The 21,266-nt window shown below is 61.1% G+C and carries 20 protein-coding genes and 1 pseudogene; 7 read left to right on the forward strand and 14 right to left on the reverse strand.

Features of this window, described 5'->3' with window-relative positions:
• Positions 1-124 precede the first annotated feature (124 nt).
• Positions 125-1,795, reverse strand: a complete 1,671-nt coding sequence (locus HX855_RS17895; RefSeq protein WP_177086564.1) for a bifunctional diguanylate cyclase/phosphodiesterase — start codon at positions 1,793-1,795, stop codon at positions 125-127.
• A gap of 267 nt (positions 1,796-2,062) precedes the next feature.
• On the opposite strand from HX855_RS17895, the gene rep reads away from it, so the two are divergent.
• A complete protein-coding gene (gene rep / locus HX855_RS17900) occupies positions 2,063-4,072 on the forward strand; it encodes a DNA helicase Rep (RefSeq protein ID WP_177086562.1) in 2,010 nt (669 codons plus the stop codon).
• Between the two features lie 57 nt (positions 4,073-4,129).
• Positions 4,130-4,702 (forward strand): xanthine phosphoribosyltransferase, encoded by a 573-nt coding sequence (locus tag HX855_RS17905; protein ID WP_008439415.1) that lies wholly within the window; start codon positions 4,130-4,132, stop codon positions 4,700-4,702.
• 111 nt (positions 4,703-4,813) lie between these two features.
• On the opposite strand, the gene HX855_RS17910 is transcribed toward HX855_RS17905, so the two are convergent.
• The 6 genes from HX855_RS17910 to dadA all read right to left on the reverse strand — a co-directional run bounded on the left by HX855_RS17910 (position 4,814) and on the right by dadA (position 10,918).
• The gene (locus HX855_RS17910) at positions 4,814-6,736 is read right to left on the reverse strand and encodes an acetyl-CoA hydrolase/transferase family protein (protein WP_177086560.1); all 1,923 of its coding nucleotides are present in this window, start codon (positions 6,734-6,736) and stop codon (positions 4,814-4,816) included.
• A 135-nt stretch (positions 6,737-6,871) separates the two neighbouring features.
• Entirely contained in the window at positions 6,872-7,288 is a 417-nt protein-coding gene (locus HX855_RS17915; protein ID WP_003208757.1) for a cytochrome c5 family protein, read from the reverse strand.
• Between the two features lie 182 nt (positions 7,289-7,470).
• Entirely contained in the window at positions 7,471-8,019 is a 549-nt protein-coding gene (locus tag HX855_RS17920; RefSeq protein ID WP_003208755.1) for a cupin domain-containing protein, read from the reverse strand.
• Positions 8,020-8,135: 116 nt separating this feature from the next.
• On the reverse strand, positions 8,136-9,212 hold the full coding sequence (gene alr / locus HX855_RS17925) for an alanine racemase (protein ID WP_177086558.1): 1,077 nt from the start codon (positions 9,210-9,212) through the stop codon (positions 8,136-8,138).
• A 79-nt stretch (positions 9,213-9,291) separates the two neighbouring features.
• Complete coding sequence (locus tag HX855_RS17930) at positions 9,292-9,645, reverse strand: RidA family protein (RefSeq protein ID WP_046034864.1); 354 nt, start codon at positions 9,643-9,645, stop codon at positions 9,292-9,294.
• The gene (gene dadA / locus HX855_RS17935; RefSeq protein ID WP_177086556.1) at positions 9,617-10,918 is read right to left on the reverse strand and encodes a D-amino acid dehydrogenase; all 1,302 of its coding nucleotides are present in this window, start codon (positions 10,916-10,918) and stop codon (positions 9,617-9,619) included. Before dadA ends, HX855_RS17930 begins: the two co-directional genes overlap by 29 nt.
• Positions 10,919-11,074: 156 nt before the next feature.
• Here dadA and HX855_RS17940 point away from each other — a divergent pair, with 156 nt between their 5' ends.
• Complete coding sequence (locus tag HX855_RS17940; protein WP_003206849.1) at positions 11,075-11,563, forward strand: Lrp/AsnC ligand binding domain-containing protein; 489 nt, start codon at positions 11,075-11,077, stop codon at positions 11,561-11,563.
• A 127-nt stretch (positions 11,564-11,690) separates the two neighbouring features.
• Here HX855_RS17940 and HX855_RS17945 read toward each other — a convergent pair whose 3' ends face one another.
• Positions 11,691-12,044: a YkgJ family cysteine cluster protein gene (locus HX855_RS17945; RefSeq protein WP_177086554.1), complete on the reverse strand. Its 354-nt coding sequence runs from the start codon at positions 12,042-12,044 to the stop codon at positions 11,691-11,693.
• A 115-nt stretch (positions 12,045-12,159) separates the two neighbouring features.
• Between HX855_RS17945 and HX855_RS17950 the strand changes: the two genes are divergently transcribed.
• Positions 12,160-13,452: an FAD-binding oxidoreductase gene (locus HX855_RS17950; protein WP_177086552.1), complete on the forward strand. Its 1,293-nt coding sequence runs from the start codon at positions 12,160-12,162 to the stop codon at positions 13,450-13,452.
• A gap of 1 nt (position 13,453) precedes the next feature.
• On the opposite strand, the gene HX855_RS17955 is transcribed toward HX855_RS17950, so the two are convergent.
• On the reverse strand, positions 13,454-13,690 hold the full coding sequence (locus HX855_RS17955; protein WP_177086550.1) for a DUF1127 domain-containing protein: 237 nt from the start codon (positions 13,688-13,690) through the stop codon (positions 13,454-13,456).
• 165 nt (positions 13,691-13,855) lie between these two features.
• Here HX855_RS17955 and HX855_RS17960 point away from each other — a divergent pair, with 165 nt between their 5' ends.
• Positions 13,856-15,280 carry a PLP-dependent aminotransferase family protein gene (locus HX855_RS17960; protein ID WP_177086548.1) on the forward strand — a complete coding sequence of 475 codons (1,425 nt, stop codon included), beginning with the start codon at positions 13,856-13,858 and terminating at the stop codon, positions 15,278-15,280.
• A 62-nt stretch (positions 15,281-15,342) separates the two neighbouring features.
• Complete coding sequence (locus HX855_RS17965) at positions 15,343-16,905, forward strand: phospholipase D family protein (RefSeq protein WP_177087105.1); 1,563 nt, start codon at positions 15,343-15,345, stop codon at positions 16,903-16,905.
• 125 nt (positions 16,906-17,030) lie between these two features.
• Here the strand turns inward: HX855_RS17965 and HX855_RS17970 are convergent, their stop codons facing one another.
• The 3 genes and pseudogenes from HX855_RS17970 to HX855_RS17975 all read right to left on the reverse strand — a co-directional run bounded on the left by HX855_RS17970 (position 17,031) and on the right by HX855_RS17975 (position 19,830).
• The gene (locus HX855_RS17970; RefSeq protein WP_177086546.1) at positions 17,031-18,173 is read right to left on the reverse strand and encodes an MFS transporter; all 1,143 of its coding nucleotides are present in this window, start codon (positions 18,171-18,173) and stop codon (positions 17,031-17,033) included.
• Between the two features lie 42 nt (positions 18,174-18,215).
• Positions 18,216-18,305: pseudogene (locus HX855_RS33370) on the reverse strand (outer membrane lipoprotein carrier protein LolA); the annotation flags it as partial.
• Between the two features lie 31 nt (positions 18,306-18,336).
• Positions 18,337-19,830 carry an aldehyde dehydrogenase gene (locus HX855_RS17975; protein WP_177086544.1) on the reverse strand — a complete coding sequence of 498 codons (1,494 nt, stop codon included), beginning with the start codon at positions 19,828-19,830 and terminating at the stop codon, positions 18,337-18,339.
• 230 nt (positions 19,831-20,060) lie between these two features.
• Here HX855_RS17975 and HX855_RS17980 point away from each other — a divergent pair, with 230 nt between their 5' ends.
• Complete coding sequence (locus HX855_RS17980) at positions 20,061-20,423, forward strand: cupin domain-containing protein (protein ID WP_177086542.1); 363 nt, start codon at positions 20,061-20,063, stop codon at positions 20,421-20,423.
• A 72-nt stretch (positions 20,424-20,495) separates the two neighbouring features.
• On the opposite strand, the gene rpmG is transcribed toward HX855_RS17980, so the two are convergent.
• Positions 20,496-20,651 carry a 50S ribosomal protein L33 gene (rpmG, locus tag HX855_RS17985; RefSeq protein ID WP_003176906.1) on the reverse strand — a complete coding sequence of 52 codons (156 nt, stop codon included), beginning with the start codon at positions 20,649-20,651 and terminating at the stop codon, positions 20,496-20,498.
• Positions 20,652-20,662: 11 nt separating this feature from the next.
• Entirely contained in the window at positions 20,663-20,896 is a 234-nt protein-coding gene (gene rpmB, locus HX855_RS17990; protein ID WP_007920377.1) for a 50S ribosomal protein L28, read from the reverse strand.
• Between the last annotated feature and the right edge of the window lie 370 nt (positions 20,897-21,266).

Consider the following 21,266-nt stretch of genomic DNA (forward strand, 5'->3'; position numbering starts at 1 on the left):
GTGGGAGCCGGGCTTGCCCGCGATACAGGCACCTCGGTAGGTCAGACACACCGCGGTGATGCTATCGCAGGCAAGCCAGCTCCCACAAAAGCTGGTTCCCATATTTTTGATCGGGTTTACAACATCAGATCACGCCGCCCACCAACTGCTGGCTGTCACCAAAGGTCAGGTAGTCCACCAATTCCACCAACGGCAACGGCTTGCTGATCAGATAACCCTGGGCCTGATCGCAGCCGAACAACCGCAGCAACGCCAATTGCTCTGCGGTTTCCACGCCCTCGGCCACCACTTCCAGATTCAGGTTGTGGGCCAGGTTGATCATGGCGTGGACCAGCTTGCGGTTTTCTTCGCGCTCTTCCATGCCGCCGACGAAGCTTTTGTCGATCTTGAGCAAGGCAATCGGCAGGCTGTTGAGGTGCACGAACGACGAAAAGCCGGTGCCAAAGTCATCCAGGGAAAAGCGCACGCCCAGGCGGCCGAGGGCATCCATGGTCTGCTTGACCAAATCGCTGCGGCGCATCACGGCGGTTTCCGTCAGTTCAAACTCCAGCCACTGGGCTTCCACGCCACGCTCGGCAATCAGCCGGCTGAGGGTGCTGAGCAATTGGCTGTCCTGGAACTGGCGGAACGACAGGTTGACCGCCATGTGCAGCGGCGCAATTCCGCGCTCGCGCAGGTCTTGCATGTCGCGCAGGGCCCGGGAAATCACCCAGTAACCCAAGGGCACGATCAAGCCGCTCTGCTCGGCCAGCGGCACGAACTCGCTCGGCGGCAACAGCCCGCGCTCGCCATGGCGCCAGCGCACCAGCGCTTCAAGGCCGACGATATGACCGTCATCCAGGTCCAGGCGCGGTTGGTAATGCAGTTCCAACTCGTCACGGCGCAACGCCCGGCGCAGTTCGCTTTCAAGGTCGGCGAGGCTGCGGGCGTTACGGTTGATGCGTTCGTTGAAGATATGAAAGGTGCAGCCCTGGGTGCTTTTCGCTTGCTGCATGGCGATGTGGGCGTGCCACATCAGCGGGTCGGCGCCGGCCTTGGCGCGGGCATGGGCCACACCGAGGCTGCAGCCGATCAGCAGGCTTTCGCCATCCACCCAATACGGCTCGACCATGGCTTCGACAATGCGCTCGGCCATCCACTCGGCGCGCTGGGGCGCGCGGCGGGTGTCGATCAGCAGGGCGAATTCATCGCTGCCCAGGCGTGCCAGTTGATCACCGGCCTCCAGCTGGCTTTTAAGCCGCGAGACCACTTGCAGGATCAGCCGGTCGCCGGCCTGGTGGCCGAGGGCGTCGTTGGCGTGGCGAAAGTTGTCGAGGTCGAGGTGGCCGAGGGCGACGCCGCGGCCTTCGTTTTCCGCCAGGCGGGCGGTCAGCAGGGTCTGGAAACCCTGGCGGTTGGCGATGCCGGTCAGTGGGTCTTGCTCAGCCAGGCGTTGCAGGGTGTTTTCCAGCACACCGCGCTCGCGCACATGCCGCAGGCAACGGCGCAATGTATCGACATCCAATGCATTCAGGATCAGCCAATCGCTGACGCCGAGGGGCGAAACCAAAGGTTCCTCTTCCAACAACAACACCGTTGGCAAGCGGCAACGACCGGGGCCGGGCTGAAGGTTGGCCGTGGTCAACAACACCGCACTGTGATCGTCGTCGAACAGATTGCTCACAGACTCCCAGTTTGGTGCGCTGATCAGCACAGCTCCGTCGCCCATCGGCGCCAGGCACTCGCGCAATAACGCTGCCCACGCTGGCTCATCGGCCAGTAGCAGCAAACGCAAGGGTTCGACAGGCGTAGACAAGCTAGCTCCCTAGACTCTGCAAAATTTCGTTGGCGGCGAGCATTATGACGCGCGACCCGATAATGACCAATGATATGGGTTATCAAATACGCACAGTGCAGCTTTAGACCGAACAATAGTCCTAAATACCCTGCACATCCTGCGGCAAAGTAACAAAACCGGCAAATTTAGATCGAGTGGTACGTCACACTGTCGTTCAGAGGCAGCAGAATCTTGCCAGCCTGTTAAAATGCCCGCCCTTTTGATCAATGACTTCCTGAATTTCGTATGTCCCGACTCAATCCCCGGCAGCAAGAAGCCGTGAACTACGTCGGCGGCCCTCTATTGGTGCTCGCCGGTGCCGGTTCCGGCAAGACCAGCGTGATCACCCGCAAGATCGCGCACCTGATCCAGAGCTGCGGCATCCGCGCCCAGTACATCGTCGCCATGACCTTTACCAACAAGGCGGCGCGGGAAATGAAAGAGCGCGTCGGCACCCTGCTCAAGGGTGGCGAAGGCCGTGGCCTCACCGTGTGTACCTTCCACAACCTGGGGCTGAACATCATCCGCAAGGAGCATGTGCGGCTGGGCTACAAGCCGGGCTTCTCGATCTTTGACGAAACGGACGTCAAGGCGCTGATGACCGACATCATGCAGAAGGAATACGCGGGCGACGACGGCGTCGACGAGATCAAGAACATGATCGGCTCGTGGAAGAACGACCTGATCCTGCCCGCCGAAGCCCTGGAGGCCGCGCGCAATCCCAAGGAACAGACCGCCGCCATCGTCTACACCCACTACCAGCGCACGCTCAAGGCGTTCAACGCGGTGGACTTCGACGACCTGATCCTGCTGCCGGTGAAGCTGTTCCAGGAACACGCCGACATTCTCGAAAAATGGCAGAACAAAGTCCGCTACCTGCTGGTGGACGAATACCAGGACACCAACGCCAGCCAATACCTGCTGGTGAAGCTGCTGATCGGCACGCGCAACCAGTTCACCGTGGTCGGCGACGACGACCAGTCGATCTACGCCTGGCGCGGCGCCCGCCCGGAAAACCTGATGTTGCTCAAGGACGACTACCCGTCCCTGAAAGTGGTGATGCTGGAGCAGAACTACCGCTCCACCAGCCGCATCCTGCGTTGCGCCAACGTGCTGATCTCCAACAACCCCCACGAGTTTGAAAAACAACTGTGGAGCGAGATGGGCCACGGCGACGAGATCCGTGTGATCCGCTGCCGCAACGAAGACGCCGAAGCCGAGCGCGTAGCCGTCGAGCTGCTGACGCTGCACCTGCGTACCGACCGGCCCTACAGCGATTTCGCGATCCTGTACCGCGGCAACTACCAGGCCAAGCTGATCGAGCTGAAGCTGCAGCACCACCAGATTCCGTATCGCCTGTCGGGCGGCAACAGCTTCTTCGGACGCCAGGAAGTGAAAGACCTGATGGCCTACTTCCGGCTGATCGTGAACCCGGACGACGACAACGCCTTCCTGCGGGTGATCAACGTCCCACGCCGGGAGATCGGTTCGACCACCCTGGAAAAGCTCGGCAACTACGCCACCGAACGCAAGATCTCGATGTATGCCGCCACCGACGAAATCGGCCTGGGCGAGCACCTGGACACCCGCTTCACCGATCGCCTGGCGCGCTTCAAGCGCTTCATGGACAAGGTACGCGAGCAGTGTTCCGGCGAAGACCCCATCAGCGCCCTGCGCAGCATGGTCATGGACATCGACTACGAGAACTGGCTGCGCACCAACAGCTCCAGCGACAAGGCTGCCGATTACCGCATGGGCAACGTATGGTTTCTGATCGAGGCGTTGAAAAACACCCTGGAGAAGGACGAAGAAGGCGAGATGACCGTCGAGGACGCCATCGGCAAGCTGGTCCTGCGGGACATGCTTGAACGCCAGCAGGAAGAAGAAGACGGCGCCGAAGGTGTGCAGATGATGACGTTGCATGCCTCCAAGGGCCTGGAATTCCCTTACGTGTTCATCATGGGCATGGAAGAAGAAATCCTCCCGCACCGCTCCAGTATCGAAGCCGACACCATCGAAGAAGAACGGCGCCTGGCCTACGTGGGCATTACCCGCGCGCGTCAGACCCTGGCCTTCACCTTTGCCGCCAAGCGCAAGCAATATGGCGAGATCATCGATTGTGCCCCCAGCCGGTTCCTCGACGAACTGCCGCCGGACGACCTGGCGTGGGAAGGCAACGACGACACACCGACCGAAGTCAAAGCCGTTCGCGGCAACACCGCCCTGGCGGATATACGCGCGATGTTAAAGCGCTAGAATCGACTACTTTTTAATCTACTTTCGGCGCCTGTTGCGCCAACAGAGGAAGCTTTCGTGGAAGCACTGCACAAGAAAATTCGCGAAGAAGGCATCGTGCTTTCCGATCAGGTACTCAAGGTCGACGCCTTTCTGAACCACCAGATCGACCCGGCGCTGATGAAACTGATCGGCGACGAATTTGCTGCGTTGTTCAAGGACTCGGGGATCACCAAGATCGTCACCATCGAAGCCTCGGGCATTGCGCCGGCGATCATGACCGGCCTGAACCTGGGCGTGCCGGTGATTTTCGCACGCAAGCAGCAGTCCCTGACCCTGACCGAAAACCTGCTGTCGGCGACGGTGTATTCCTTCACCAAGAAAACCGAAAGCACCGTGGCGATTTCCCCGCGCCACCTGACCAGCAGCGACCGCGTGCTGATCATTGACGACTTCCTGGCCAATGGTAAGGCGTCCCAGGCGCTGATTTCGATCATCAAACAGGCCGGCGCGACCGTCGCCGGTTTGGGGATCGTGATCGAGAAGTCGTTCCAGGGCGGCCGTGCAGAGCTGGATGCCCAGGGTTATCGGGTTGAATCCCTGGCGCGGGTGCAGTCGTTGGCGGGTGGCGTGGTTACCTTCATCGAGTAATCGACGCCCCACATACTGTAGGAGCGAGCTTGCTCGCGAAGAACGTTAACGATAACGCTGGCATTCTGGATGAACGCGTTGTCTGGACGTTTTTCGCGAGCAAGCTCGCTCCTACAGTGACGTCGCTTGAAGCCCTGCCAACAATAGCCGCTGATACAAGTCTTCCTTCAACCCCTCCGGCTTATCCAGGCGCATCCGCACCAAGTGCTCGGGAAACGCCTCCGGCTCCGGTGCGTCCAGCGCCGCCTTGCCCAGCTCCAGAATCTCCGTCAGCTTGAATTTGCTCTTGAGCCAGTTCAACGCCCGCAACAAATCCCGCTCTTCCTCGGTGAAATCACAACCCAGCGGATACTCTGGGAACAACCGTGGATGCCGCGCCTGAATGCCCTGCAAACGCTCCGGGGTGTTATCGGCAAAGCGCGGATCCAGTTGGAAATCCTTCGGCAACTTCCCGGCTTTTTGTGCCTGTTCGATCAAGTCGTCCTGGAAGCGCGAGTCGCTGATATTCAGCAGCCTTTCAATCACTTTGGCATCGGTCTGCCCGCGCAAATCCGCGATCCCGTATTCGGTGATAACAATGTCCCGCAGGTGCCGGGGAATGGTGCAGTGGCCGTATTCCCAGACGATATTGGAACTGACGTCACCACCCGATTCGCGCCAGCTGCGCAGGATCAGGATCGAGCGCGCGCCTTCCAGCGCATGGCCCTGGGCGACAAAGTTGTATTGCCCGCCCACGCCGCTGAGCACGCGACCGTCTTCCAATTGGTCGGCCACGCCCGCACCCAACAGGGTCACGGTAAACGCGCTGTTGATAAACCGCGCATCCAGGCGCTGCAAACGCTTGAGTTCTTCTTGCCCGTACAGCTCGTTGATGTAGCTGATGCGGGTCATGTTGAATTCCAGGCGCTTGCTCTGTGGCAAGTCCCGCAGGCGCTCGTAGAAACTGCGCGGCCCGAGGAAGAAGCCGCCATGCACCGAGATTCCGTCGGTCTGTGCCGCTTCGTCCAGGGTCCCGGCGTTGGCCCGCTCCTGGGTCGCCACGTCCGGGTACACCTTGCGCCGCACAATCCCGGCATCGGCCAGCACCAGCAGGCCGTTGACGAACATTTCGCTGCAGCCGTACAGGCCACGGGCGAACGGTGCGACGCCGCCTTCATGACTGATCAGCGGTGCCCATTGGTACACGTCCAGATCCGTCAGCAACAGGCGATACGCCTCGTTATCTGCCTGGCGCGCCAGCAAGGCGGCGGTCAGTGCGTCGCCCATGGAACCGATGCCGATCTGCAAGGTGCCACCGTCACGCACCAGGGTGCTGGCGTGCAGACCGATAAAGTGGTCCTGGAAACCCACCGGCATGTTCGGCGTGGAGAACAGCGTGGTGCTGTCCTTCTCGTCGATCAGGAAATCGAATGCGTCCATGCCCAGCTCGGCGTCACCGGGCATGTAGGGCAAATCACTGTGAACCTGGCCCACCACCAAAATGGTCTCACCGGCCTCGCGGCGCTTGGCGATCATCGGCAACAGGTCCAGGGTGATGTCGGGGTTGCAGCTCAGGCTCAGGCGGTCCGGGTGTTCGGGGCTGCTGGCCACCAGTTGCGCCACGAGGTTCAGGCCGGCGGCGTTGATATCACGGGCGGCGTGGCTGTAGTTGCTGCTGACGTAATCCTGCTGCGCCGAAAGGCTGTGGAGCAAACTGCCGGGCTGCATGAAGAACTGCTGCACGTGAATGTTGGGCGGCAGGTTGTCCTTGCGCAGGGCTGCGAGGAAATCCAGCTCGGGATAGTCACCAAAAACCCGTTCGATAAAGGGTTCCAGAAAGCGCTTCTGCAAACCATCGCCCAGGGTCGGGCGACCCAGGGCCAGGGCGGTGTAGATCGTCAGCGTCCGGTCCGGCAGCTTGGCGATACGCCGGTACAACGCATTGACGAACAGGTTGGGTTTGCCCAGGCCCAGGGGCATGCCCATGTGAATATGCGCCGGCAACCGTGCCAGTACGTCGTCGACCGCTTGCTCGATTGAACACAACTGCACCATCCGACTTCTCCCGAACATTCCATGAATTGGGGTTGGACCGAGCTTGCCGGGTCTTTGCTGCAAAGAACAGCCTAAACCGGCAAATCACGGGCACAAAAAAGCCGCTGGTCAGCGGCTTTTTTGGCGAAGATCGGTTTATTTCAGCCCCGACATCTTCTCGATCGCGCCTTTAAGCTCGGCATCCGAGCAATCGGCGCAGGTGCCTTTGGGCGGCATGGCGTTCAGGCCAGTGATGGCCTTGGCCAGCAAACCGTCGAGGCCGCCCTGGTGATCCGCACGGTCTTTCCAAGCCGCGGTGTCACCGATTTTCGGTGCGCCCAACAGGCCGGTACCGTGGCAAGCGTTGCAGTGTTTGGCGATCACGTCATCCGGCGATTTCGCGCCACCGCCGCCGCCCGCGGCCACGGCCACTTCCATCCCCTTGCACTCTTGCCCCTGGACGCACACCTGGCCGACCGGCTCCAGGCGCTTGGCAATTTCATCATTGGTCGCAGCTTGAGCGCTGACAGCCCATAGGGCCAGTACGGTTGCTGGTGCAGCCAGCATTTTCATAATTAGGTTCACGCGTTCACCCTCAATGGTGGCTATTCACGCCTGCGGCCACGGTTTCGCAGGCGGCGAAAGTATAACGGTTACCCCGCCCCGCCGAAACAACCCTATTAACCAAAGGGAGATTCAGCAGAGCGGATTGCTGCTACGGGCGTCTCTGCGACATAGGCAGGACGCCTCTTTTCTTAAAAGTTCGCGGGTGTGGCTGCGCTGATTAGTCGCGCCGGCACTTCGAACGGATTGCGAAAACGGTGCGGCTTGGTGCTTTCAAAGTAGTAGCTATCGCCGGCTTCGAGCACAAAAGTTTCAAGGCCCACTACCAACTCCAGGCGGCCTTCCACCAGGATCCCGGTTTCCTCGCCCTCATGGGTGAGCATCTCTTCGCCGGTATCAGCACCTGGCGGGTAGATCTCGTTGAGGAACGCAATCGCCCGGCTCGGGTGCGCGCGGCCCACCAGTTTCATGGTGACGGCGCCGTCGGAGATATCGATCAGCTCATTGGCTTTATAGACGATCTGGGTCGGTTTTTCCTGGAGGATCTCCTCGGAAAAAAACTCCACCATCGACATGGGAATGCCGCCCAGCACCTTGCGCAAGGAGCTGATGGAGGGGCTGACGCTGTTTTTTTCGATCATCGAAATGGTGCTGTTGGTGACGCCCGCGCGCTTGGCAAGCTCACGCTGGGAAAGACCTTTCAGTTTACGGATGGATTGCAGTCGTTCGCCGACGTCCAATGCAGGAGCCTCCTAGGATTCAGGCGTTGTTGTAATTGAGCGTTATCATGGCGACAGCGTTCAGTATTTACAACACTTTGGCCTAAATCCCGGGATCTGCCATTCGTGGGTGCCGCTCAAGCGCCGGAATAGAGCCGTGGCACCCGGCGAAGGTTGCAGAAGATCTGGTAGGGAATGGTGTCAGCAGCGGCGGCAACGTCACTGGCGAGGATGTTTTTGCCCCACAACTCGACCGTGGAGCCGAGCCCGGCCTGGGGCACGTCGGTCAGGTCGATACACAGCATGTCCATCGACACCCGGCCCAACAATTGGCTGCGCTGGCCGGCTACCAGCACCGGCGTACCCGTCGGTGCATGACGCGGGTAGCCGTCGGCATACCCCATGGCCACCACACCGATGCGCATCGGTTTCGGCGTGATGAATTTCGCGCCATAACCCACCGGCTCGCCGGCCGGCAGTTCACGCACGCAGATGACTTTCGATTCCAGGGTCATCACCGGCTGCAAACGCGCGGCAATGGCCTGGTCTTCGCCAAACGGCGTGGCGCCGTAGAGCATGATGCCCGGGCGTACCCAGTCGCTGGAAACGTTCGGCCAACCCAGCACGGATGGCGAATTGCGCAGGCTGACCTGGGCCGACAGGCCCTGGCGCGCCGCTTCAAACACGGCCACCTGTTCGTCGCTGCTGGTGCTGTCCAGTTCGTCGGCCCGGGCGAAGTGACTCATCAACACGATTTTCGCGACTTTGCCGCTGGCCAGCAGGCGCTGGTAAGCGTCGTGATAATCCTTGGGATGCAAGCCAACACGGTGCATGCCCGAGTCGAGCTTGAGCCACACGGTCAGCGGCTTGCTGAGTGGCGCCTGTTCGATCGCGTCCAGCTGCCACAGCGAATGCACCACGCACCAGAAATCATGCTCGATGATCAGCGGCAGTTCGTCGGCTTCAAAAAAACCTTCCAGCAACAGCACCGGCCCGCGAACCCCGGCAGCTCGCAGCTCCAGCGCTTCCTCGATACACGCCACCGCAAACCCGTCCGCCTCGGCTTCCAGCGCCTGGGCTACGCGCACGGCACCGTGGCCATAGGCATCCGCCTTGATCACGGCGAGGGCCTTGGCCCCACCCGTGACTTCACGGGCCAGTTGGTAGTTATGGCGCAGGGCTTGGAGGTCGATCAGGGCACGGGCAGGACGCATGGCGGCAGGCTTCTAGGCGGCAGTGAGAAGAAAAAACCGGCACCCGCTGACAACGCAGGCGCCGGGAGAGGAGTTTGGCTTAAGGCAGAGCGGCCACAACCGACAGCTCCACCAGGATTTCCGGTTCGCAGAGTTTCGCTTCAACCGTGGCACGGGCCGGCGCGACGCCTTTTGGCAGCCACTTGTCCCATACCGCGTTCATCCCGGCGAAATCGGCGTCGATGTCTTTCAGGTAGATGGTCACCGACAGCAACTTGCTCTTGTCGGTACCGGCCAGGTCCAGCAAACGCTCGATATTGACGAGGGTTTCGCGGGTCTGCTGTTCAATTCCGGCACTCATGTCGTCGCCGACTTGCCCTGCCAGATACACGGTACCGCTGTGAACAACGATCTGGCTCATGCGCTCATTGGTGAGCTGGCGCTGGATTGACATGTTTTGCGGACTCCTGGTGGTTGCCGTAACGGGAAATATCGAGACCGGCGGCGCTGATTTGCGGGGTTTTCTTCGCCATCAGGTCGGCCAGCAAACGACCAGAGCCACAGGCCATGGTCCAGCCGAGGGTGCCGTGGCCGGTGTTCAGGAACAGGTTTTTGAACGGGGTAGCACCGACAATCGGCGTGCCGTCTGGCGTGGTCGGGCGCAGGCCGGTCCAGAAACTGGCCTGGCTCAAATCACCGCCCTGAGGATAAAGGTCGTTGACGATCATCTCCAGGGTTTCCCGCCGACGCGGGTTCAGCGACAGGTCAAAACCGGCTATTTCAGCCATGCCACCGACGCGGATGCGGTTGTCGAAACGGGTGATCGCGACCTTGTAGGTCTCGTCGAGAATGGTCGAGGTCGGGGCCATCGCCGCGTTGGTGATCGGCACGGTCATCGAGTAACCCTTGAGCGGGTACACCGGCGCCTTGATCCCCAGTGGCTTGAGCAGTTTCGGCGAGTAGCTGCCGAGGGCCAGCACGTAGCGGTCGGCGGTTTCCAGCTTGCCGTCGATCCACACGCCGTTGACCCGGTCACCGGCGTAGTCCAGGCGCTGGATATCTTGCTCGAAGCGGAATTCGACACCCAGTTGCTTGCACATATCGGCAAGGCGGGTGGTAAACATCTGACAGTCGCCGGTCTGATCATTCGGCAGGCGCAGGGCGCCGGCGAGGATGTCGGTGACGCTGGCCAGGGCCGGCTCGACGCGGGCGATACCGGCGCGGTCCAGCAGTTCGTAAGGCACGCCGGACTCTTTCAACACGGCGATGTCCTTGGCGGCACCGTCCAGTTGGGCCTGGGTGCGGAACAGCTGCGTAGTCCCCAGGGTGCGACCTTCGTAGGCAATGCCGGTCTCGGCCCGCAGTTCATCGATGCAGTCGCGGCTGTACTCGGACAGGCGCACCATGCGCTCCTTGTTCACCGCATACCGGCTGGCGGTGCAGTTGCGCAGCATCTGCGCCATCCACAGGTACTGGTCGATGTCGGCGGTGGCCTTGATCGCCAGGGGCGCATGGCGCTCCAGCAGCCATTTGATGGCCTTGAGCGGCACACCCGGTGCAGCCCATGGCGAGGCGTAGCCCGGCGAGATCTGCCCGGCGTTGGCGAAACTGGTCTCCATGGCCACAGCCGGCTGACGGTCAACCACGACCACTTCAAAACCAGCTCGTGCCAAATAGTAGGCACTGGCCACGCCAATGACACCGCTACCCAAGACCAGAACGCGCATGTTTATTCCCTCATCACGGCTTGACCGCTGACGTTTGTTGTTCAGCACAAAGATGTGGGCAGTATAAAAAGCAATCACCAGTGCATTTCACTATATAACTGCCTATATTTGGCGACAATTCTCGGCAAAAACCCTTTTCACGGAGGAGCATCCCCTATGCGGACCAACACTCAGACCAAGCGGGAACTGGACAAGATCGACCGTAACATCCTGCGCATCCTGCAAGCAGACGGGCGAATTTCGTTTACTGAGCTGGGGGAGAAGGTCGGCCTGTCGACCACGCCGTGCACCGAGCGGGTCCGGCGCCTGGAGCGTGAAGGGATCATCATGGGCTACAACGCCCGGCTCAACCCGCAGCATTTGAAGGGCAGTTTGCTGGTGTTTGTCGAGATCAGCCTCGACTACAAGTCCGGCGACACCTTTGAAGAATTCCGACGTGCCGTACTGAAATTACCCCACGTGCTGGAGTGCCACCTGGTCTCCGGGGACTTCGACTACCTGGTCAAGGCACGGATCTCGGAGATGGCGTCGTACCGCAAGTTGCTGGGCGATATCCTGCTCAAGCTGCCCCACGTGCGCGAATCCAAGAGCTATATCGTGATGGAAGAGGTGAAGGAGAGCCTGAACCTGCCGATCCCGGATTAAGACAGCACCACTGGTCAATGTGGGAGCGGGCTTGCTCGCGAAGGCGGTGGATCAGTTGCTATAGGGTTGGCTGACACACCGCCTTCGCGAGCAAACCCCTCCCGCATTATTTGACCGGGGACAGCCGCTAGACCAATACCTGACGCGTCGACGCCATATATTCGTGAATCTGCTTCTCCACCCGTGGATGAATCAACTCCACCGGGCGCCGGTCGTTGGGGCATGGCAAGGTGGGTGTGGTGCCGAACAGCCGGCAAATCAGCGGGCGTTCGTCATACACGGTGCAGCCGCTGGGGCCCAGGTGCACGCAATTGAGTTCGTCCATCGCCGCTTCCTGCTCGGCAGCAGTCTTGCGTGGCAGGCGGGACATTTCCTCGGTGGAGGTGGTGACCGGCCCACAGCAGTCATGGCAACCCGGGACGCACTCGAACGAGGGAATCTGCCGGCGCAGCGCGTTGACTTTCTGGCTGTTGCAACTCATCGACACAGGGACCGAACGGCGAATAGACGTGGATTCTGCCCTAAAAGCCCCCGGTGAGACAGCTTCGCCCGACCGCTGTATCCTGCGTCAAATTTTCCAAACAGGGAGGCTCCCCATGACCGCCAGCGCCCGGCACGCCAACTCCTACTACGCCGCCAGCAGTTTCCCACAGCCTGATTATCCGGTGCTCACAGGGGAAATCGTGGCCGATGTGTGCGTGGTCGGCGGCGGTTTTTCCGGGCTGAACACCGCCCTGGAACTGGCCGAGCGTGGCTTCAGCGTGGTGCTGCTGGAAGCCCGCAAGATCGCCTGGGGCGCCAGCGGGCGCAATGGCGGGCAGTTGATCCGTGGCGTCGGGCATGGCCTGGATCAGTTCACTAACGTCATTGGCACCGACGGCGTGCGCCAGATGAAACTCATGGGCCTGGAGGCGGTAGAGATCGTGCGCCAGCGGGTCGAGCGTTCGCAGATCGCCTGCGACCTGACCTGGGGCTACTGCGACCTGGCCAACAAGCCCCGCGACCTGGAACACCTGGCCGCCGACGCGCAAGAGCTGCGAAGTCTGGGCTACCGCCATGAAGTACGCCTGTTGCAAGCGGGCGAGATGGGCAGTGTGATCGGCTCCAACCGCTACGTCGGCGGCATGATCGACATGGGTTCCGGCCACCTGCACCCGCTGAACCTGGCCCTCGGCGAGGCGGCTGCCGCACAGCAGCTGGGCGTCCAGCTGTTCGAACACTCCGAGGCGGTGCGCATCGACTACGGCCCTGAGGTCAACGTTCACACGGCCCAAGGCAACGTACGCGCCAAGACCCTGGTGCTGGGCTGCAACGCTTATTTGAACGGCCTCAACCCACACTTGAGCGGGAAGGTGCTGCCCGCCGGCAGCTACATCATCGCCACCGAACCGTTGAGCGAAGCCCAGGCGGCCGAGTTGCTCCCACAAAACATGGCGGTGTGTGACCAGCGGGTGACGGTGGACTACTTCCGGCTGTCAGCCGACCGACGCTTGCTGTTCGGCGGTGCCTGCCATTATTCCGGACGCGACCCACAGGACATCGGCGCCTACATGCGGCCGAAGATGCTGCAGGTGTTCCCGCAACTGGCCAGCGTGAACATCGACTACCAGTGGGGTGGCATGATCGGCATCGGAGCCAACCGCCTGCCGCAGATCGGCCGGTTGGCTGACCAACCCAATGTGTATTTCGCCCAGGCCTATGCCGGTCACGGCCTCAATGCCACCCACCTGGCGGGCAAACTGTTGGGCGAAGCCATCAGCGGCCAGCAAAGCGGGCGTTTTGACCTGTTTGCCAAGGTGCCGCACATCACCTTCCCGGGCGGCAAGCATTTGCGCTCGCCGCTGCTGGCGCTGGGTATGCTCTGGCACCGGTTGAAAGAACTGGTCTGAATCAACCGCGCCAGAAGGGTTTCAAGCCTTCCCGGCGCGCCTGCTCGGCGCTCAGGCCCACGTCACGCAGTTGCTCCGGGGTCAGCTCCAGCAAGGTCTTGCGCGTGTGCATACGGTGCCAGAACAACGCCCATGAACTGAGAGCCGGAGCCTGGGTACGCGCCGCCATGCGCCGCTCCTGCCCCGCTTCCAGTTCCTGACTGTGTAACGCCAACCGCACATCGCTCAAACCGCTCATTTTCCTGCCCCTCATTTACGTATTGCCATGAGTACACAGGATGAGCCGGCGCGCGAAACCATGACAGATTCAACCACCCAGTATTAAATCCATACAGATACTGCCTATCTGCGGCTGAATCCTGTATTTTCAGCCTATCTGTACTGGTAACCGGGAAGTATCGTCATGACGCTATACGTCAACCTCGCCGAACTGTTGGGCACGCGCATCGAGCAGGGCTTTTATCGCCCGGGCGATCGATTGCCGTCAGTGCGGGCCTTGAGTGTGGAGCATGGGGTGAGCCTGAGCACCGTACAGCAGGCCTATCGCATGCTGGAAGACAACGGCCTGGCGATGCCCAAGCCCAAGTCCGGCTACTTCGTACCGGTAGGCCGCGACTTGCCGGCACTGCCCGCCGTAGGCCGCCCGGCCCAGCGCCCGGTGGAAATTTCCCAGTGGGACCAGGTGCTGGAACTGATCCGCGCGGTACCCCGCAAAGATGCCATACAGTTGGGGCGCGGCATGCCGGATGTATTGTCGCCCACCATGAAACCCCTGCTGCGCAGCCTCGCCCGGATCAGCCGGCGCCAGGACATGCCGGGGCTGTATTACGACACCATCCACGGCAACCTGGAACTGCGCGAGCAGATTGCCCGGCTGATGCTTGATTCCGGCTGCCAACTGACGCCTCAGGACCTGGTGATCACCACCGGCTGCCACGAAGCGCTGTCCGCCAGCATCCACGCCATTTGCGAGCCGGGCGACATCGTTGCCGTCGACTCGCCAAGCTTCCACGGCGCCATGCAAACCCTGAAGGGCCTGGGCATGAAAGCCCTGGAAATCCCCACCGACCCGCTCACCGGCATCAGCCTGGAAGCGCTGGAGCTGGCACTGGAACAGTGGCCGATCAAGGTCATCCAACTGACCCCCAACTGCAACAACCCGCTCGGCTACATCATGCCGGAGTCGCGCAAGCGCGCCCTGCTGACCCTGGCCCAGCGCTTTGACGTGGCAATCATCGAAGACGATGTGTATGGAGAATTGGCCTACAGCTACCCCCGCCCACGCACCATAAAATCCTTCGACGAAGATGGCCGCGTCGTCCTGTGCAGCTCCTTCTCGAAAACCCTGGCGCCCGGCCTGCGGATCGGCTGGGTCGCACCCGGCCGGTACCTGGAGCGGGTGCTGCACATGAAATACATCAGCACCGGCTCCACGGCCACCCAACCACAGATCGCGATTGCCGAATTTCTGAAAAATGGGCATTTCGAGCCACATTTGCGGCGGATGCGCACCCAATACCAGCGTAATCGCGACTTGATGCTCGATTGGGTCAGCCGTTACTTCCCGCCAGGCACCCGCGCCAGCCGACCACAAGGCAGTTTCATGCTGTGGGTGGAGCTGCCGGAAGGCTTCGACACCCTGAAGCTCAACCGGGTGCTGGTGGATGAAGGTGTACAGATTGCCGTGGGAAGTATCTTTTCCGCTTCCGGCAAATACAGGAACTGTCTGCGCATGAACTACGCTGCCAAACCAACGCCGCAGATTGAAGAGGCTGTGCGCAAGGTCGGCGCCACCGCCATCAGGATGCTCGCCGAAGCCGCAGACTGACCTTTCACGGGAAATAGCCGTCATATGCCGACAACCGCCCTGATTCGGAACCCATGTCATTGATGACCCAACGGCTATTACCGTTTTTCCTGCTGGGCATCCTGGCCTTGGGCGGCTGCGCCAGCATCGATCCGCCGCGCACGCCCAGCGAGGCGCTGCCAGCCAGTGAGTCGTCCTTCGGCCGCTCGATCCAGGCCCAGGCCGCGCCCTACAAAGGCCGCTCCGGGTTCCGCCTGCTGCCCAACAGCAGCGAAGCCTTCATGGCCCGCGCCGAACTGATCCGCAACGCCCAGACCAGCCTCGATTTGCAGTACTACATCGTCCACGACGGCATCAGCACCCGGATGCTCGTGGATGAGCTGCTCAAGGCCGCCGACCGTGGCGTGCGCGTGCGCATCCTGCTGGACGACACCACCAGCGACGGCCTGGACCAGATCATCGCCACCCTCGCCGCTCACCCACAGATCCAGATTCGCCTGTTCAACCCGCTGCACCTGGGCCGCAGCACCGGCGTAACGCGGGCCATGGCGCGATTGTTCGACCTGTCCCTGCAACACCGGCGCATGCACAACAAGCTGTGGCTGGCGGACAACAGCGTGGCCATCGTCGGCGGGCGCAACCTGGGGGATGAGTATTTCGACGCCGAACCCAACCTCAACTTCACCGATATCGACATGCTCAGCGTGGGCCCGGTGGCCGAGCAACTGGGCCACAGCTTCGATCAGTACTGGAACAGCGCCCTGAGCAAGCCCATCGGTGACTTCGTCAGCGACGCCTCCAAAAGTGACCTGGCCAGCGCCCGCGTACGCCTGGAAGACTCCCTGGCCGAATCACGCCAGCAAAACCATGCGCTGTACAACCGCCTGCGCACCTACAAGACCCAACCACGCATGGACATCTGGCGCCGCGAGCTGATCTGGGCCTGGAACCAGGCGCTGTGGGATGCGCCGAGCAAAGTCCTGGCCAAGGCCGATCCCGATCCACGGCTGCTGCTGACCACCCAACTGGCACCGGAGCTGGAAGGGGTCAGCCATGAGCTGATGATGATTTCGGCGTACTTCGTACCGGGCCAACCGGGCCTGGTGTACCTGACCGGTCGTGCGGACGCCGGCGTCTCGGTGAGCCTGCTGACCAACGCCCTGGAGGCCACCGACGTGCCGGCCGTGCACGGTGGCTACGCGCCCTATCGCAAGGCGCTGCTGGAACATGGGGTGAAACTCTACGAGTTGCGCCGCCAGCCGGGAGACGGTGGTGGCAGCGGCCCTCATTTGTTCCGCAAAGGGTCGTTGCACGGCTCGGACTCCAGCCTGCACAGCAAGGCGATCATCTTTGACCGGGAAAAATCCTTCATCGGCTCGTTCAACTTCGACCCGCGCTCGGTGCTGTGGAACACCGAAGTCGGGGTGCTGGTGGACAGCCCCGAGCTGGCGGAACACGTGCGCAACCTGGCCCTGGAGGGCATGGCGCCAGCTTTGAGCTACGAGGCGAAACTACAGGATGGCCAAGTGGTGTGGGTAACCGAAGACAACGGCCAACTGCACACCCTGACTCGCGAACCGGGCAGTTGGTGGCGCCGCTTCAATGCCTGGTTCGCTACATCCGTTGGACTGGAACGCATGCTTTAAGAACAGCGCAGAGCCCTGTGGGAGCCGGGCTTGCCCGCGATTGCGGAGTGTCAGGCACAGGATGCGCAAGCTGACACTTCGCTATCGCAGGCAAGCCAGCTCCCACAGTTGTTCGCATTTCAAGTTCAGGCCGGCTGTGTAGCGCCGAACGCGCCTTGGCGCAGCAGCAGAATCACCAGCCCCAACGCCCCCGCCGCCATCAACAGCGGCAAGGCATGCCCGCTGATCCACTGGCTGCCCGCGCCGGCCACCAGTGGCCCGATCAGGCAGCCAATGCCCCACAGCTGCGCGATATGCGCATTAGCACGCACCAAAGCGTCGTCACGGTAGCGTTCGCCAATCAGGATCAGCGACAAGGTGAATAACCCGCCGGCACTGGCCCCGAACAGCACCCAAACCGGCCAGATCATTAGCGTATCCAGCAACGGTGGAATCGCCAGGCTCGTCGCCAGCAGCATCAGCGCGCAGCCGAGAAACAGCGTGCGCCGAGGCAGGTAGTCCGCCAGTGCGCCGATGGGCAATTGCAACAACGCATCACCGACCACCACCGTGCTGACCATCGCCAAGGCAATCTCGGCGGTAAAGCCTTGTTGCAGGCAATACACCGGCAACAGCGTAAGAATCATCGCTTCGAACGCGGCGAATAACGCTACCGCCCAGGCAATCGCCGGCAAGCCCTGGCAGAAGCGCAGCAAGTCGCCGAAGGTCACGCTGAAGGACTCGGCGGTGGGTGCACCGGAGCGGCCCAGCAGCAGGATCGGCGAGAACGTCAGCAGGCCAACGCCTACCCAGAAGCCAATGTCGTTATCCGTACCCAGCGCGCCCAGCAGCAACGGGCCCGACAGTTGGCTCAAGGCATAACTGCAGCCATACAGCGCCACCAGACGACCGCGCCAGCGCTCGATCACCAACTGGTTGATCCAGCTTTCACCGAGGATAAACACGATGGTCAGGATCACCCCGATCATCAGCCGCAGCACCAGCCACACCGGGTAGCTGGGCAATACCGCCAGCAACCCGATGGAAATCGCCCCGGCCCACAGGCACAGGCGCATCAGGTTCGCCGTGCCCAGGCGCGAGGCCAGGCCGCTGGAGACCTTGGCACCGAGCAGTACACCAAAAGCCGGCATCGCAGCCATTACCCCGATGGCGAAGCTGCCGTAGCCCCAGCTTTCCAGGCGCAGGGACACCAGCGGCATGCTCACGCCCAGGGCCAGGCCCACGCTCAAGACCGACGCCAACACGGCGAAATAGGTCGCCCAACGCATTTCCACGCTCCTGTGGATCATTATTTTTCAGGGCTGCAAACGAACTGTAGGAGCGAGCTTGCTCGCGAAAAACTTGAGAGCACCGCGTGCATCCAGAATGCCCGCGTCATCGTTCAAGTCCTTCGCGAGCAAGCTCGCTCCTACAGGGAGTCGCCGGGATTACTTACAACTTGATCCAGGTCGCCTTCAGCTCGGTGTACTTGTCGAACGCGTGCAGCGATTTGTCGCGGCCGTTACCCGACTGCTTGAAGCCACCAAACGGTGCGGTCATGTCGCCGCCATCGTACTGGTTGACCCACACGCTGCCGGCACGCAGTGCCTTGGCGGTGAGGTGCGCCTTGGAGATGTTCGACGTCCACACTGCAGCGGCCAGGCCGTATTGGGTGTCGTTGGCGATCGCAATGGCCTCTTCCACGCTGTCGAAGGCAATCACCGAGAGCACCGGCCCGAAGATTTCTTCCTGGGCGATCTTCATGGCGTTGGTCACGCCGTCGAAAATCGTTGGCTCAACGTAGGTCCCGCCGCTTTCCTGCAGGGTGCGCTTGCCGCCAGCCACCAGCTTGGCGCCATCGGCGTGCCCGGCTTCGATGTACGACAGCACGGTGTTCATCTGCTGGGTGTCCACCAACGCACCGACGGTGGTGGCCGGGTCCAGCGGGTTGCCCGGCTTCCAGGCCTTAAGGGCCTCGATCACCAGTGGCAGGAATTTATCCTTGATGGAACGCTCTACCAGCAGGCGCGAACCGGCGGTGCACACTTCGCCCTGGTTGAAGGCGATAGCGCCAGCGGCAGATTCGGCAGCGGCTTGCAGGTCCGGGGCATCGGCAAACACGATGTTCGGGCTCTTGCCGCCGGCTTCCAGCCAGACGCGCTTCATGTTCGACTCACCGGAGCGAATCAGCAGTTGCTTGGCGATCTTGGTGGACCCGGTGAACACCAGGGTGTCGACGTCCATGTGCAGCGCCAGGGCGTTGCCCACGGTGTGGCCATAGCCCGGCAGCACGTTGAACACGCCTTTGGGGATCCCGGCTTCAACGGCCAGGGCCGCGATGCGGATGGCGGTCAGCGGCGACTTTTCAGACGGCTTGAGGATCACCGAGTTACCGGTGGACAGCGCCGGCCCGAGTTTCCAGCAGGCCATCATCAGCGGGAAGTTCCACGGCACGATGGCCGCGACAACGCCGACGGGCTCGCGGGTCACCAGGCCCAGTTGGTCGTGGGGGGTGGCGGCGACTTCGTCGTAGATCTTGTCGATGGCCTCGCCGCTCCAGCTCAGGGCTTGCGCCGCGCCGGGAACGTCGATGTACAGCGAGTCACTGATTGGCTTGCCCATGTCCAGGGTTTCAAGCAGGGCCAGCTCTTCGGCGTTGGCCTTGAGCAAGCCAGCGAAACGGATCATGGTGGCTTTGCGCTTGGCCGGTGCCAGGCGTGACCAGGCACCGGAATTGAAGGTGGCGCGGGCGTTTTCAACAGCGCGCTGGGCGTCGGCGACGTCACAGCTGGCGACGGTTGCCAGCAGGCGGCCATCGACCGGGCTGAGGCATTCGAACGTGTCGCCGGACACGGCGGCGGTGTATTCGCCATTGATGTAGGCGCGGCCTTCGATCTTCAGATCCTTGGCGCGTTGTTCCCAGTCGGCACGGGTCAGGGTGGTCATGCGAGTGTCCTCCTCTTATTGAATACAAGGGCCGGGCGATGTACCCAGGCACCTTCGAAGAATTCTTGCCCGGCCAGCCAGCTGTTCGGCTCAAGGCAGCTGCCACCCTAAACCAGCGACGATGGATGTTTCAATATATTTGACATAACGGCAGCAAACGCCCTTGCGATGTTCATTTTAATAAACATAGACTTTGAGCTCTCCAACCGCAGGCCAGACGGGACACGCCCATGAACATCCAGAATATCGTCGACTTCAGCCAGGCCAGGACCGAACCTTACCGCTACCGGCCGGCTGCGGAGAAAATCCTCAAGGGCGACCCCGAGCAAACCGTCTACAACCACTACAACAGTCCGTGCGGCCAAATGAGCGCCGGGGTCTGGGAAGGTGAGGTCGGGCAGTGGAAGGTCAATTACACCGAACATGAGTACTGCGAGATCGTGCAGGGCGTTTCTGTGTTGCGCGACGCTGACGGCAACGCCAAGACCCTGCGGGCCGGTGATCGCTTCGTCATCCCGGCCGGCTTCAGCGGCACCTGGGAAGTGCTGGAGCCCTGCCGCAAGATCTACGTGGTGTTCGAAGAAAAGGCCTGATCACTTTTCCAGCGCACAAAAAAAAGCCCGCATCGTGAGATACGGGCTTTTTTTCACAAGGAAGAAAACCAATTACTTGATTTTGCCTTCTTTGTAGATCACGTGCTTGCGAACGCGCGGGTCGAACATTTTCTTTTCGAGCTTGTCCGGGGTAGTACGCTTGTTCTTGTCGGTAGTGTAGAAGTGACCAGTACCGGCGCTAGAGATCATTCGAATCAATTCACGCATGATTTAGCTCCTTAAATTTTGCCGTCGCGGCGCAGTTCGGCCAGCACGACAGTGATGCCACGCTTGTCGATGATACGCATGCCTTTGGCAGATACGCGCAGACGAACAAAACGTTTCTCTTCTTCAACCCAGAAGCGGTGATGCTGCAGGTTTGGCAGGAAACGACGACGGGTTTTGTTGTTTGCGTGGGAAATGTTATTCCCAGTCACCGGACCCTTACCGGTAACTTGACAGACTCTCGACATGCCTCAGCCCTCTAAAACCACATGCCCAACCCGGCATGGGTTGGCCGCTTAATCTCTCAGTCATTTGGCGCCAGGCGCCGCGTTTCTTTAGGGTCTTACCGGCTACACCTACTAGCGAAGGAACCGGGCCCCTAGAAAAGAGCGCTGCTTTATACCAGAAAGACCCCAGTGCAACAACAGGCCGTGTGTTTTTACACGCGTAAATCCAGGCTATGGACGCCTGAACCGTTGCCAGGGTGGGCCGCTATAGAAGCTAACCGCTCGTCGCACAGAATGATTTACAGCGCCCACGCGCACTGCAAAGTGCTCGGCAAAACGACCTGAGGCGCCATCAAAACAGTATTTGAGGCAAAAGCACAGGCAAAAATGG

It is taken from the genome of Pseudomonas sp. IPO3778 (genome assembly GCF_013386825.1).
Classification (GTDB): domain Bacteria; phylum Pseudomonadota; class Gammaproteobacteria; order Pseudomonadales; family Pseudomonadaceae; genus Aquipseudomonas.

Excerpts from the sequence above, each read along its gene's own strand:
- rep (WP_177086562.1), top strand. The coding sequence starts at position 2,063 with ATGTCCCGACTCAATCCCCGGCAGCAAGAAGCCGTGAACTACGTCGGC.
- HX855_RS17910 (WP_177086560.1), bottom strand. The coding sequence starts at position 6,736 with ATGGTGCAGTTGTGTTCAATCGAGCAAGCGGTCGACGACGTACTGGCA.
- HX855_RS17915 (WP_003208757.1), bottom strand. The coding sequence starts at position 7,288 with ATGAAAATGCTGGCTGCACCAGCAACCGTACTGGCCCTATGGGCTGTC.
- alr (WP_177086558.1), bottom strand. The coding sequence starts at position 9,212 with ATGCGTCCTGCCCGTGCCCTGATCGACCTCCAAGCCCTGCGCCATAAC.
- HX855_RS17930 (WP_046034864.1), bottom strand. The coding sequence starts at position 9,645 with ATGTCAATCCAGCGCCAGCTCACCAATGAGCGCATGAGCCAGATCGTT.
- dadA (WP_177086556.1), bottom strand. The coding sequence starts at position 10,918 with ATGCGCGTTCTGGTCTTGGGTAGCGGTGTCATTGGCGTGGCCAGTGCC.
- HX855_RS17940 (WP_003206849.1), top strand. The coding sequence starts at position 11,075 with ATGCGGACCAACACTCAGACCAAGCGGGAACTGGACAAGATCGACCGT.
- HX855_RS17945 (WP_177086554.1), bottom strand. The coding sequence starts at position 12,044 with ATGAGTTGCAACAGCCAGAAAGTCAACGCGCTGCGCCGGCAGATTCCC.
- HX855_RS17950 (WP_177086552.1), top strand. The coding sequence starts at position 12,160 with ATGACCGCCAGCGCCCGGCACGCCAACTCCTACTACGCCGCCAGCAGT.
- HX855_RS17955 (WP_177086550.1), bottom strand. The coding sequence starts at position 13,690 with ATGAGCGGTTTGAGCGATGTGCGGTTGGCGTTACACAGTCAGGAACTG.
- HX855_RS17960 (WP_177086548.1), top strand. The coding sequence starts at position 13,856 with ATGACGCTATACGTCAACCTCGCCGAACTGTTGGGCACGCGCATCGAG.
- HX855_RS17965 (WP_177087105.1), top strand. The coding sequence starts at position 15,343 with ATGACCCAACGGCTATTACCGTTTTTCCTGCTGGGCATCCTGGCCTTG.
- HX855_RS17970 (WP_177086546.1), bottom strand. The coding sequence starts at position 18,173 with ATGCGTTGGGCGACCTATTTCGCCGTGTTGGCGTCGGTCTTGAGCGTG.
- HX855_RS17975 (WP_177086544.1), bottom strand. The coding sequence starts at position 19,830 with ATGACCACCCTGACCCGTGCCGACTGGGAACAACGCGCCAAGGATCTG.
- HX855_RS17980 (WP_177086542.1), top strand. The coding sequence starts at position 20,061 with ATGAACATCCAGAATATCGTCGACTTCAGCCAGGCCAGGACCGAACCT.
- rpmG (WP_003176906.1), bottom strand. The coding sequence starts at position 20,651 with ATGCGTGAATTGATTCGAATGATCTCTAGCGCCGGTACTGGTCACTTC.
- rpmB (WP_007920377.1), bottom strand. The coding sequence starts at position 20,896 with ATGTCGAGAGTCTGTCAAGTTACCGGTAAGGGTCCGGTGACTGGGAAT.